Below are 12,740 nucleotides of genomic sequence, written 5' to 3'. Positions count from 1 at the left end.
GGGAAAAGGCCGCCATCTTAAAGCAAAACGGCGGCCATTAGGCCGCCGTTTGGGTGCGCGTGACGCGCTGTCAGGTCGCCGGGACCTCGCTGTTGGCGGGCGCCTCCAGCGGTTTCGGCATCGACGACAGCAGCGCCATGATCAGCGCCGCCAGGTACGGCAGCGACTGCACCAGCAGCATGGCCACCCAGAACTTCACGTCGTTGCTGGGGAAGCCCTGCACGAGGGCGATGCCCAGTGCCGCGCCCCACAGCAGGAGCATGATGAACACCTCTTCGCGGGCCTCCGCCAGCGCCACCAGGAAGCCGTGGTTGCTGGCCATCTTTGGCGTACGGAAGAACGGAATGGTCTTGGTGAAGGTGCCGTACAGCACCGCCTTGGCGATGGTGTGCGACAGCGCCAGTCCGGCCACCGCAGCCTGGAACGAGCGCTTCAGGTCGACGCCCACGGCCTTCTGGTAGAGGAACATGATCTTGCCGAACTTGAAGAAGAACAGCGCCAGCGGCGGGATGGCGAAGATCAGCAGCGGCGGGTCGACCCGCTGCGGCACGATGATCATCGCCGCCGACCAGAGCAGCGCACCGATGGTGAAGAAGATGTTCAGGCCGTCGGCGATCCACGGTAGCCAGCCGGCGATGAAGTGGTAGCGCTGGCCGGTCTTCAATTCCGAGGCTTTGCCGAACAGCTCGCGGGCGTGCCCCTTCATGATCTGGATAGCGCCATAGGCCCAGCGGAAGCGCTGCTTCTTGTAGTCGATGAAGGTGTCCGGCATCAGCCCGCGGCCGAAGCTGTCGTGGGCGTAGGCGGCGGCGTAGCCCTTCTCGAACACGCGCAGGCCGAGCTCGGCATCCTCGCAGATGGTCCAGTCGGCCCACTGCAGTTCGTCCATCACGGTGCGGCGGATCATGGTCATGGTGCCGTGCTGGATGATCGCGTTGCGGTCGTTGCGGGTCACCATGCCGATGTGGAAGAAGCCCTTGTACTCCGCGTAGCAGAGCTTCTTGAAGGAGTTCTCCTCACCGTCGCGGTAGTCCTGCGGCGATTGCACCACGGCGATCTTCGGATCGGCGAAGTGCGGCACCATGTACTTCAGCCAGTTACGATCGACGCAGTAGTCCGAGTCGATCACCGCGATCACTTCGACGTCCGGCGCGGTGTGCGGCAGGATGTAGTTCAGCGCGCCGCCTTTGAAGCCGGCCAGCGGCGCGACGTGGAAGAACTTGAAGCGCGGGCCGAGCTGCTCGCAGTAGTCGCGCACCGGTTCCCAGACCGCCGGGTCCTTGGTGTTGTTGTCGATGATCAGGACTTCGAAGTCCGGGTAATCGAGGTTGGCCAGGGCGTCGAGGGTTTGTTTGACCATCTCCGGCGGCTCGTTGTAGCAGGGTACGTGCACCGAGACCTTGGGCCGGTAGGCGCTGTCGGCCAGCACCGGCAGGAACGGCCGGCGGCGCTTGCGCACCCACACGGTCTCGGCCAGTTCGTGGGCCTCGGTGAGCAGTACGATGAATACGCCGATCGCGCCGACGCCGAGCAGGCCGCCGACCATCAGGCTGAACCAGGTGCTGTACTGCTGGCTGTAGTCGTAGGCGATCCACACCAGCACCGAGCCGCCGAGGAACGCGACGAAGGTCAGGAAGGTACGGCCGCGCTGGCGCAGCGAGCTGCCGTCGATCATCAGCAGGGTCAGGGCGAGCAGGGCGAGGACCACCGACAGTACCGCCAGTACGCGCCACTGCGGGATCGCCACCACCGGGCCGTCGAAGTTGAACTTGGTCTGCCGTGCGGCGTTGTACACGCCCCAGTAGGCGCCCACCGAACCTTCTTCGGAGGCCTTCCACGGCTGGTCGAAGGCTTCGATGACGAAATAGTTGTAGCCCTTGGCGTTCAGCTCATGCAGCAGGGTGCGCAGGTAGATGGCCTGATCGGCCTGCGACGCGTCGGCGCCGCCGCGCATGCGGCCGTTGCTCGGCCAGCCCACTTCGGAGAGCAGCAGCGGCTTTTTCGGGAACAGCTTGCGCAGGTCGCGCGCGCGATCGAGGACGAACTGCGTGGAGTCCTCCATCGGGATGAATTCCCAGTACGGCAGCACGTGGGCGGCAACCAGGTCGACGTGCTCGGCCAGTTCCGGGTGTTCCTGCCAGATGTGCCACTGCTCGGAGGTGGTCACCGGCACCTTGACCGCGGCGCGCACCCGGTCGAGGTATTCGATGAGCTTCTTGGTGGTCACTTCGCGGCGGAACAGCGCCTCGTTACCCACGGTCACCCGCACCACGCTGCGCGAGCTGTTGGCCAGTTCGATGGCCTTGGCGATCTCGCGCTCGTTGCGCTCCTCGTCCGGGCTGATCCAGATGCCCAGCGTCACGCGGATACCGAACTCCTCAGCCAGGCGCGGAATGTCGGCCAGGCTGTTTTCCACCGAGTAGGTGCGGATGTTGTCGGTCTGCTTGCTGACCAGCTCCAGGTCGGAACGGATTTGGTCATCGTTGGGGTAGGTGTTCTTCTGCGGGTTCTGATCGAGCTGGAACGGCGAGAAGGAGAAGCCGGAAATCTGCTCCGGCCAGTCGGGGGCGGTGACCGGGCGGTTGATGAGGGCCCAGAAACCGGTGAACAACGCGGCAATTGCCACGAAGACCACGAGATTGAGTCCGAATTTACGCGATGACATAGGGGTATCAGGTTCCGATGCGTGGAACGGGGACGGAGGTGCCAGCCGCAGGGCCGATCGGCGCGCATGCTACTCCGGCCCCCGATGGCTGTACAGATTGGCCCTGAGGCCTCCAGACTTTGTCCATACCGGCGTGGAGAAGTTCGCCACCCACCGGTCGTCCGCCAGCTGGCGCCGGGCGCGCCGCGCATGGCTCGCGCCGCGCTACGCCTCTTATAATGCGCGCCCGTTTGTCCCTACAGGGAGCCCTGCAGCATGCCAATCGACGAACAGCGTTTCGGCGGTATCGCCCGTCTCTACGGCCGTGACGGTGCCGAACGGCTGGCCGCCGCGCACGTCGCCGTAGTCGGTATCGGTGGCGTCGGCTCCTGGGCGGCGGAAGCGCTGGCGCGCAGCGGAGTGGGCGAGATCTCGCTGTTCGACCTCGACGACGTGTGCATCACCAACACCAACCGCCAGGTTCACGCGCTCGACGGTGCGGTCGGCCAGGCCAAGGTCGACGCCATGGCCGCGCGGCTGCGTGCCATCAACCCGGCCTGCGTGGTACATGCGGTGGCCGACTTCGTGACCCGCGAGACCATGGCCGAGTACATCACCGAGCAGCTCGATGCGGTGATCGACTGCATCGACAGCGTCGCCGCCAAGGCCGCGCTGATCGCCTGGTGCAAGCGGCGCAAGATCCAGATCGTCACCACCGGCGGCGCCGGCGGCCAGGTCGATCCGACGCAGATCCAGATCGCCGACCTCAACAAGACCTTCAACGACCCGCTGGCCGCCAAGGTGCGCTCGACCCTGCGCCGCGACTACAACTTTTCGCGCACCCCGGGGCGCACCTACAGCGTGCCCTGCGTGTTCTCCACCGAGCAGCTGCGCTACCCCAAGCCGGACGGCACGGTGTGCCAGGCCAAGGGTTTCGTCGGCGAGGGGGTCAAGCTCGACTGCGCCGGCGGCTTCGGCGCGGTGATGATGGTCACCGCCAGCTTCGGCATGGCCGCGGCGGCAAAGATTGTCGACAAGCTGGTCGCCGGCGCGCGGCGGCCAGCGGAACGCCAGGCCTGAGCAGCTAAGCAGTCTCGATTTGGGAGCGAGCGCTAAGCCTGGCCGGTGGCCAGCGCGCGCATGCGCTGCAACACGGCGTGCAGGCCGTTGCTGCGCGAAGGAGAGAGCTGGCGGCCGAGGCCGAGCTGGGCGAACCAGGCGTCCAGATCGAGTTGCAGCAGCTCCGCGCTGCTGAGGCCCTCGACCCGCGCCAGCAGCACCGCCAGCAGGCCGCGGATCACCCGCGCATCGCTGGCCGCGCGAAACCGCCAGTGCTCGCCGCTGTGCTCGCCGATCAGCCAGACCTGGCTTTCGCAGCCGTGCACCCGGTTGGTCTCGTTGCATTCGGCGCTGCTCAAGGCCTCCAGTTGCTCGCCCCAGTGCATCAGCAGGCGTGCGCGCTGCTCCCAGCCGCTGGCCTGGGTGAACGCCGTCAATGCCGCTTCGGCGCGCGCCGGCAGGCTCATTGCAGCAGCTCCAGGGACAGGTCGAGGGCGGCGAAGAAGCGCTCCAGGTCGCTGGCGTCGTTGTACAGGCCGAGCGACACGCGTACCGCGCCGCTGAGGCCGAGCTGCTTGTACAGCGGCATCGCGCAGTGGTGGCCGGCGCGCACGGCGATGCCCTGTTCGCCGAGCAGGTGGGCGAGGTCGGCGTTGTGCACGCCGTCGACGACGAAGCTGGCCAGCGCCACCTGCGGCGCACCGACTATCCGCACGCCGCTGCGTTGGCGCAGGCCATCGAGCAGCAAGCCATGCAACTCGGCTTCATGGGTGGCGACTGCACGCGGGTCGAGGCCGGCCAGGTAGTCGAGGCTGGCGTCGAGGCCGATCACCGCGCCGATCGCCGGGGTGCCGGCCTCAAAGCCGAGCGGCGCGGGGCGGAAGGTGGCGTGCTGGTAGTCGGCGACCTGCACCATCTCGCCGCCGAACTGCCAGTGATTGAGGCGTTGCAGCGCGTCTTCGCGGCCATACAGCACGCCGACGCCTTCCGGGCCGTAGAGCTTGTGCGCCGAGCAGGCATAGAAGTCGCAGTCCAGCGCTTGGATGTCGGGGCGTTGATGCACTGCAGCCTGCGCGCCGTCGATCACCGTCAGCGCGCCGCTGGCGCGGGCCAGCGCGAACAACTCGGGCAACGGCTGCCAGCGGCCGAGGACATTGGACAATTGGCCGACGGCGAGCAGCCGGCATTTCGGCCCGATCAGCTGCGCCGCCTGGGTCAGGTCGATCTCGCCGTCGGCGTTCAACGGCAGCACCACCAGCTCCAGGCCGCGGCGCTGGGCCAGCTGTTGCCAGGGCAGCAGGTTGGCATGGTGCTCGGCGGCGCCGACCACCAGCTGCTCGCCGGCATGGAATTGCGCCTCCAGGCCATAGGCCAGCAGGTTGATCGCCTCGGTGCAGCCGCGGGTGAAGATGATCTGCCCGGGGCTCTCCGCGTTCAGCCAGCGCGCCGCGGTGGTGCGACTGGCCTCGAAGGCACGGGTCACCCGTTCGCCGAGCAGGTGCTGGGCACGGTGCACGTTGGCGGTGCCGCCGAGGTAATAGCCGTGCAGCGCATCGAGCAACGCGCGTGGCTTCTGACTGGTGGCGGCGCTGTCGAGGTAGGTCTGACCCTCTGCCTCGAGGGCAGCGAGGGCCGGAAAGTCGGCGCGCCAGGGGGAATTCAGGGGCATTGCAGGCTCCCAGCGTAGGGCGTAGCCGCCCGGCCGGGCGGTACGCCGTGGCGGGCCGCCGCGCTGCGGCGAGCCCGCCCTACGACTATAGGATCAGTTGTGCGCGTGCAGCGCCTCGTTCAGCTCGATGGCGGTCTTGTTGGTCTTGCACTCGACCGCACCGGTTTGCGAGTTGCGGCGGAACAGCAGGTCGGCCTGGCCGGCCAGGTCGCGGCCCTTGACCACCTTGACCAGCTGGTTCTGCTCGTCGAGCAGGGCGATCTTGGTGCCGGCGGTGACGTACAGCCCGGCCTCGACGATGTTGCGGTCGCCCAGCGGGATACCGATGCCGGCATTGGCGCCGATCAGGCAGCCTTCGCCGACCGAGATGACGATGTTGCCGCCGCCGGACAGGGTACCCATGGTCGAGCAGCCGCCGCCGAGGTCCGAGCCCTTGCCGACGAACACTCCGGCGGAGACGCGGCCTTCGATCATGCCCGGGCCTTCGGTGCCGCCGTTGAAGTTGACGAAGCCTTCGTGCATCACCGTGGTGCCTTCACCGACGTAGGCGCCCAGGCGGATGCGCGCGCTGTCGGCCAGGCGTACGCCGCTCGGCACCACGTAGTCGGTCATCTTCGGGAACTTGTCCACCGAGAAGACTTCCAGCAGCTCGCCCTTCAGGCGCGCTTCCAGTTGGCGCTCGGCCAGCTCGGCGAGGTCGATGGCGCCCTGGCTGGTCCAGGCCACGTTTGGCAGCAGCGGGAAGATGCCGGTGAGGTTCTGCCCGTGCGGCTTGACCAGGCGGTGCGAGAGCAGGTGCAGCTTGAGGTAGGCCTCCGGGGTGGAGCTCAGCGCGGCGTCGTCGGCCAGCAGGGTGGCGACCAGTGGACGCTGGCTCTCGGCCAGGCGCGTGAGCAGCGCGGCCTGGGTGGCGTCGACGCCTTTCAGCGCCTCGGCCAACTCGCTGGCCTGGTTGCTGGTGAAGGCGATGGCCTGGTTGCCGCCACTGTAACCCAGTACGGCGGCGGTCTTGGCGACCAGCTCGGCGGCCGGATTGAGCAGCGGTTGGGCGTAGAAGACTTCCAGCCAGTTGCCCTGGCGGTTCTGGGTGCCGACGCCGAAGGCCAGGCTGTAGAGCGAGTTGGACATGATGATTCCTCTTGCGAATTCAGATGATTTGTTCGGGGGCCTGCGTCTGTCAGGCGAAAGCGGTGGCGTACTGCTCGGGCTTGAAGCCGACTAGCGTACTGGCGCCGAGATCGAGCACCGGGCGCTTGATCATCGACGGCTGGGCGAGCATCAGTTCGATGGCCTTGGCCTGGTCGAGATCAGTCTTCTGCGCTTCGTCGAGCTTGCGGAACGTGGTGCCGGCGCGGTTCAGCACGGTCTGCCAGCCGTGCTCGGCGCACCACTTCTCCAGGTTGCCGCGGTCGATACCGACCGCCTTGTAGTCGTGAAAGGCATAGCTGACGCCGTGCTCGTCGAGCCAGGTGCGTGCCTTCTTCATGGTGTCGCAGGCCTTGATGCCGTACAGGGTGATGCTCATGGTCACAGCCCCTGGATGAAGTGGCGGATGCGCTGCGCGGCTTCGACGCATTCGGCCAGTGGCGCGACGAGGGCCATGCGCACGCGCCCGGCGCCCGGGTTGAAGCCATCGACCTCGCGTGACAGGTAGGAGCCCGGCACCACGGTGACGTGCTCGTGGGCGAACAGCTCGCGGGTGAAAGTGGCGTCGTCGGTCGGCGACTTCGCCCACAGGTAGAAGCCGCCATCCGGGCGCTGCACGTCCATCACCGGGGCGAGGATGTCGAGCACCGCGTCGAACTTCTCGCGATACAGCACGCGGTTGGCGCGCACATGGACTTCATCGTTCCACGCGGCGACGCTGGCCAGCTGGGTCTGCACCGGCATCGCACAGCCGTGGTAGGTGCGGTAGAGCAGGAACGCCTTGAGGATATCGGCATCGCCGGCCACGAAGCCGGAGCGCAGGCCCGGCAGGTTGGAGCGCTTGGACAGGCTGTGGAACACCACGCAGCGCTTGAAGTCGCGGCGGCCCAGCGCTGCGCAGGCGCTGAGCAGGCCGGCCGGCGGATTCTGTTCGTCGAAGTACAGCTCGCTGTAGCACTCGTCGGCGGCGATCACGAAGTCGTACTGGTCGGCCAGGGCGATCAGGCGCTTGAGGGTGTCCAGCGGAATCAGCGCGCCGGTCGGGTTGCCGGGCGAGCAGAGGAAGAGGATCTGGGTGCGCTGCCAGGTCTCGGCGCTGACCGCGTCGAAGTCCGGGTTGAAGCCGTTTTCCGCCAGGCACGGCAGGTAGTGCGGCTCGGCGCCGGCGAGCAGGGCGGCACCTTCGTAGATCTGATAGAACGGGTTGGGGCTGACCACCAGGCCCTTATGCTCGCGATCGACCACGGTCTGGGTGAAGGCGAACAGTGCCTCGCGGGTGCCGTTGACCGGCAGCACGTGGCGCGCCGGGTCGAGCCACTCGGCCGGCACCTGGAAGCGCCGCTCGCACCAGTGGGCGATGGCTTCACGCAGGGCGGGAATGCCCAGGGTGGTCGGGTACACCGCCAGCTGCTCGAGATTGGCAGTCAGCGCTTCGCCGACAAAGCTCGGCGAGCGGTGCTTGGGCTCGCCGATGGACAGGGCGATGGCCGACTTGCCGGCTGGCGGCTGAACGCCGCCAAGCAGGGCGCGCAGTTTCTCGAAGGGGTAGGGCTGCAGGTGGGCGAGTGCTGGGTTCATGGCTTTCTCTTGCGTAATCCGGCCGCGCCCCGCAGGGCGTGGTCTGTGAGGCTCAAATACTGATGCGGCTGAGGTCGCTGGTGGCGTCGCGGGTCGGCGACAGCTGTTCGATGATCGCCTGCTGCAGACGCGCGCACAGCTGCGGGTCGGACAGCGGCTGGTTGTGCGCGTCGGTGACGAAGAACACGTCCTCGATGCGCTCGCCCAGGGTGGCAATCTTGGCGTTCTGCAGTGACAGATCGAAGTCGAGGAAAATCTTGCCGATCCGCGCGAGCAGGCCGGGGCGGTCGGGTGCGGTGATCTCGAGCATGGTCACCGGGCGCTGGGCATCGTTGGAGATGTTGACCTGCGGGGCGAAGGTGAAGTGCTTGAGTTGGCGCGGCACGCGGCGCTGGATGATCGCCGGGTAGTTGTCGGGGTTCTTCAGTGCATCGACCAGGCCCTGGCGAATCTGCTTGATCCGCGCGGGATTGTCGCCGATCTGCCCGCCATCGGCGTCGAGCACTATGTAGGTGTCGAGGGTGAACTGGCTGGTCGAGGTGATCACTCGGGCGTCGTGGATGTTCAGGTTGAGCTGGTCCATGGCCGCCACGGTCACGGCGAAGAAGTCGTGCTGGTCCGGGGCGTAGATGAAGATCTGCGTGCCGCCCTCGAACTCCCGCTGCGAGGTTTCCTTGATCAGCACCAGCGGCTCGTCGCGCCTGGCGTGACGGAGGATCGCGTCGGTGTGCCAGGCCACGTCGCCGGCGGTATGGCGCAGGAAGTAGTCGTCGCCGAGCTGCGACCACAGCTGTTCGGCGTCGTCCGGATCGGTGCCTTCGCGCACCAGGATGTCCAGCGCGGCGCTCTGCGTCTGACGAATCTGCTCCTCGCGGTCCAGCGGGTTCTCCAGGCCACGGCGCAGGGCGCGCTTGGTTTCGGTGTAGAGCTGGCGCAGTAGGCTGGCGCGCCAGGAGTTCCACAGGCTGGGGTTGGTCGCGTTGATGTCGGCGATGGTCAGCACGTAGAGGTAGTCGAGGTGTGTCTGGTCGCCGACCTGCTGGGCGAAATCGTGGATCACCTGTGGGTCGGAGAGGTCCTTGCGCTGCGCGGTGGTCGACATCACCAGGTGGTTCTTGACCAGCCAGACGATCAGCCGGCTGTCCCAGATGGGCAACTGGTGGCGCGCGCAGAACACTTCGGCGTCTACCGCGCCGACTTCGGAATGGTCGCCGCCGCGGCCCTTGCCGATGTCATGGTAGAGGCCGGCGAGGTAGATCAGCTCGGGTTTCGGCAGTTTGTCGATGACCTTGCTGGCCAGCGGGAATTTCTCCGCCAGCTCCGGCCACTTCAGTTTGCGCAGGTGCTTGATCAGGTTCAGCGTGTGCGCGTCGACCGTGTAGATGTGGAACAGGTCGTGCTGCATCTGCCCGACGATATGGCCGAACTCCGGCAGGTAGCGGCCGAGGATGCCGTAGCGGTTCATGCGCCGCAGGTTGCGGTGGATGCCTTGCTCGGACTTGAACAGCTCGATGAACAGGCTGGTGTTGCGGATGTCGTGGCGGAACTCGTCGTCGATCAGGTAGCGGTGGTCGCGCAGCAGGCGGATGGTGTCGGCGCGCACGCCCTTGATCTCCGGGTGCTGGGCCATCAGCACGAAGATTTCCATGATGGCGAACGGGGTACGCTTGAACACGTTGAGGTGCGCTACTTCGATGTAGTCGTTGCGCACCTGGAAGCGGCTGTTGAGCGGGCGCACCTGGTCGGTTTCGTCGGCACCGAGGATGGCTTCTTCGAAGTGCAGGACGATCAGCTCGCTCAGCTCGGCGATGCTCATCACCGTGCGGTAGTACTTCTGCATGAAGCGTTCGATGGCCAGCTTGGCGTCGTTGTCCTCGAAGCCGAGCAGGCCGGCGATGCTGCGTTGGTAGTCGAACAGCAGGCGGTCTTCGGCGCGGCCGGCGAGCATGTGCAGGGCGTAGCGCACGGTCCAGAGGAACTCCTGGGCCGAGGCGAGCATGGCGTATTCGCTTTCCAGGAGGAAACCCTGGCCGACCATGGCGTGCAGGTTGAGCGTGCCGAAATGGCGGCGCGCCACCCAGAGGATGGTCTGGATGTCGCGCAGGCCGCCGGGCGAGCCTTTGACGTTGGGCTCGAGGTTGTACTCGGTGTCGTTGTACTTGGCGTGGCGGTTGCGCTGTTCCTTGCGCTTGGCCAGGTAGAAGTGCTTGCTCGGCCACATCTGATCGGTGCCGGTGACGCCGATCATGCGTTGGCGCAGGCGTTCCGGGCCGGCGATGGTGCGACTTTCCATCAGGTTGGTGATCACTGTCAGGTCGGCGCGCGCCTCTTCGGCGCATTCGTCGACCGAGCGCACGCTCTGGCCCACTTCCAGGCCGATGTCCCAGAGGAGGGTCAGAAAGCGCTCGATCGGGTCGCGGAACGTCTCGTGATCGGCGTTATCCAGCAGGATCAGCAGGTCGATATCGGAATAAGGATGCAGCTCGCCGCGGCCGTAGCCGCCGACCGCCAGCAGGGCGATGTCGGCGTCTTCGCTCCAGTCGAAGCGCGCCCAAGCCTCACGCAGGATCTGGTCGGTGAACCACGCACGGTCCTCGACCAGACGGCGGATGTCGCGGCCCTTGCGAAAGCGCGCGTCGAGCACCTCGTGCGCGGCGCGAATGGCCTTCTTGAAGGCGGCGATGGGGCTGGACTTCAAGGCCAGTTCCGCCTGGAACTGTCCGCGGTCGAACAACTCGGGATCCACCTGCGGCATGCGGCCTTCCTTATTTATAAGAAGCGAAGCGTCTCAACGGGGCGAGGTGCGGGCGATGGTGTCGTCGCTGCGCAGGGTGAAGATCTCGTAGCCGTCGGCGGTGACCGCCAGAGTGTGTTCCCACTGCGCCGACAACTTGCGGTCCTTGGTGATGGCGGTCCAGCCATCGCCGAGCAGACGGGTTTCCGGGCGGCCCTGGTTGATCATCGGCTCGATGGTGAAGGTCATGCCTTCCTTGAGCTCCATGCCGGTACCGGCGCGGCCGTAGTGCAGCACCTGCGGCTCTTCATGGAACACCGCGCCGATGCCGTGCCCGCAGTATTCGCGGACCACGGAGAAACCGTTCTTCTCGGCGTGCTTCTGGATCACTTCGCCGATGTCGCCAAGGCGGACGCCTGGGCGCACCATCTCGATGCCCATATAGAGACATTCCTGGGTGACCTTGGCGAGACGCTGGGCCCATTCGGGTACCTTGCCGACCATGAACATCTTGCTGGTGTCGCCGTGGTAGCCGTCCTTGATCACCGTGACGTCGATGTTGATCACGTCACCGTCCTTCAGCGGCTTGTCATTGGGAATGCCGTGGCAGACCACATGGTTGATCGAGGTGCAGATCGATTTGGGGAAGCCGTTGTAGTTGAGCGGCGCCGGGATGGCCTGCTGCACGTTGACGATGTAGTCGTGGCAGATGCGGTCCAGTTCGTCGGTGGTCACGCCGGGTTTGACGTGGTCGCCGATCATCTCCAGCACTTCGGCGGCCAGACGGCCGGCGACGCGCATTTTTTCGATTTCCTCGGGCGTCTTGATAGTGACGGTCATGATGGCTCTCGGGCGCAGAGGGAAAGGGCGTATGGTAACAGCTTGCGGCGGAATGCTTGAAGTCGGGGTGCACGCACGACAGCAAGGTTATGGCTTCCAGCTTGCGGCGCTTTGTGCTATAAAATGCGCCGCTTTCGGGGACGTCTACCCGGAAAGCCTAAACCCACACACGTATCGACACGTTGACCTGGGTGCCTGTGACACAGTCGCGGGTTGGTCATCGGGATGCGTGGAGGCCTAACCCGACTTACTAAGGAACGATCATGTCCCAAGTCAATATGCGCGATATGCTGAAGGCCGGTGTGCACTTCGGCCACCAGACCCGTTACTGGAACCCGAAAATGGGCAAGTTCATTTTCGGCGCGCGCAACAAGATTCACATCATCAACCTCGAGCAAACCCTGCCGATGTTCAACGAAGCCCTGAGCTTTGTTGAGAAGCTGGCGGCCGGCAAGAACAAGATCCTGTTCGTTGGTACCAAGCGTTCCGCCAGCAAAATCGTCGCCGAAGAAGCTGCTCGTTGCGGCATGCCGTACGTCGACCACCGCTGGTTGGGCGGCATGCTGACCAACTACAAGACCATCCGTGCTTCGATCAAGCGCCTGCGCGAGCTGGAAACCCAGTCCCAGGACGGCACCTTTGCCAAGCTGACCAAGAAAGAAGCCCTGATGCGTTCGCGCGATCTGGAAAAACTGGACCGCAGCCTGGGTGGTATCAAGGACATGGGCGGCCTGCCGGACGCGCTGTTCGTCATCGACGTCGATCATGAGCGCATCGCCATCTCCGAAGCCAACAAACTGGGCATCCCGGTAATCGGCGTTGTCGATACCAACAGCAGCCCGGAAGGCGTTGACTACATCATCCCGGGCAACGATGACGCCATCCGCGCCATCCAGCTGTACATGGGCGCGATGTCCGAAGCCGTGGCTCGCGGCCGTGGCAACAGCGTGGGCGGCGCCGACGAGTTCGTCGAAGAAGCTGCCTCCGAGGCCAGCGAAGGCTGATAGCGGGCGACCAACGTCACCCGTTGCGCAAGAAGGGGGCTAGGCCCCCTTTTTGCCACTTTGGAA

General features: G+C 65.7%; 10 protein-coding genes. 2 read left to right on the top strand and 8 right to left on the bottom strand.

Features of this window, described 5'->3' with window-relative positions; all coding sequences use genetic code 11:
* Positions 1 to 70: 70 nt before the first annotated feature.
* Positions 71 to 2,665 (bottom strand): glycosyltransferase, encoded by a 2,595-nt coding sequence (locus tag JQX08_RS04005; RefSeq protein WP_204914887.1) that lies wholly within the window; start codon positions 2,663 to 2,665, stop codon positions 71 to 73.
* Between the two features lie 255 nt (positions 2,666 to 2,920).
* Here JQX08_RS04005 and tcdA point away from each other — a divergent pair, with 255 nt between their 5' ends.
* Positions 2,921 to 3,724, top strand: coding sequence for a tRNA cyclic N6-threonylcarbamoyladenosine(37) synthase TcdA (gene tcdA, locus JQX08_RS04000; RefSeq protein WP_204914885.1), 804 nt, complete (start codon positions 2,921 to 2,923; stop codon positions 3,722 to 3,724).
* A 32-nt stretch (positions 3,725 to 3,756) separates the two neighbouring features.
* On the opposite strand, the gene JQX08_RS03995 is transcribed toward tcdA, so the two are convergent.
* From JQX08_RS03995 to map, 7 genes are all read right to left on the bottom strand, one after another.
* Positions 3,757 to 4,170, bottom strand: a complete 414-nt coding sequence (locus JQX08_RS03995; protein ID WP_204914883.1) for a SufE family protein — start codon at positions 4,168 to 4,170, stop codon at positions 3,757 to 3,759.
* Positions 4,167 to 5,372, bottom strand: a complete 1,206-nt coding sequence (locus JQX08_RS03990; RefSeq protein ID WP_204914881.1) for an aminotransferase class V-fold PLP-dependent enzyme — start codon at positions 5,370 to 5,372, stop codon at positions 4,167 to 4,169. The genes JQX08_RS03995 and JQX08_RS03990 overlap by 4 nt, the downstream gene beginning before the upstream one ends.
* Positions 5,373 to 5,465: 93 nt before the next feature.
* A complete protein-coding gene (gene dapD / locus JQX08_RS03985; protein ID WP_204914879.1) occupies positions 5,466 to 6,500 on the bottom strand; it encodes a 2,3,4,5-tetrahydropyridine-2,6-dicarboxylate N-succinyltransferase in 1,035 nt (344 codons plus the stop codon).
* Positions 6,501 to 6,549: 49 nt separating this feature from the next.
* Positions 6,550 to 6,897: an ArsC family reductase gene (locus JQX08_RS03980; RefSeq protein ID WP_204914877.1), complete on the bottom strand. Its 348-nt coding sequence runs from the start codon at positions 6,895 to 6,897 to the stop codon at positions 6,550 to 6,552.
* Between the two features lie 2 nt (positions 6,898 to 6,899).
* Complete coding sequence (dapC, locus tag JQX08_RS03975) at positions 6,900 to 8,096, bottom strand: succinyldiaminopimelate transaminase (protein ID WP_204914876.1); 1,197 nt, start codon at positions 8,094 to 8,096, stop codon at positions 6,900 to 6,902.
* Between the two features lie 52 nt (positions 8,097 to 8,148).
* Complete coding sequence (locus JQX08_RS03970; protein WP_204914875.1) at positions 8,149 to 10,851, bottom strand: [protein-PII] uridylyltransferase; 2,703 nt, start codon at positions 10,849 to 10,851, stop codon at positions 8,149 to 8,151.
* Positions 10,852 to 10,884: 33 nt separating this feature from the next.
* Complete coding sequence (gene map, locus JQX08_RS03965; RefSeq protein WP_204914874.1) at positions 10,885 to 11,670, bottom strand: type I methionyl aminopeptidase; 786 nt, start codon at positions 11,668 to 11,670, stop codon at positions 10,885 to 10,887.
* A 263-nt stretch (positions 11,671 to 11,933) separates the two neighbouring features.
* Here map and rpsB point away from each other — a divergent pair, with 263 nt between their 5' ends.
* Complete coding sequence (gene rpsB / locus JQX08_RS03960; protein ID WP_204914873.1) at positions 11,934 to 12,674, top strand: 30S ribosomal protein S2; 741 nt, start codon at positions 11,934 to 11,936, stop codon at positions 12,672 to 12,674.
* The last annotated feature ends 66 nt before the right edge of the window (positions 12,675 to 12,740 follow it).

Origin of the sequence: Zestomonas insulae, assembly GCF_016901015.1 — a bacterium.
Classification (GTDB): domain Bacteria; phylum Pseudomonadota; class Gammaproteobacteria; order Pseudomonadales; family Pseudomonadaceae; genus Aquipseudomonas; species Aquipseudomonas insulae.
Note: the sequence above shows the minus strand (reverse complement) of the source record. Positions and strands in the feature narration are given on the sequence as shown.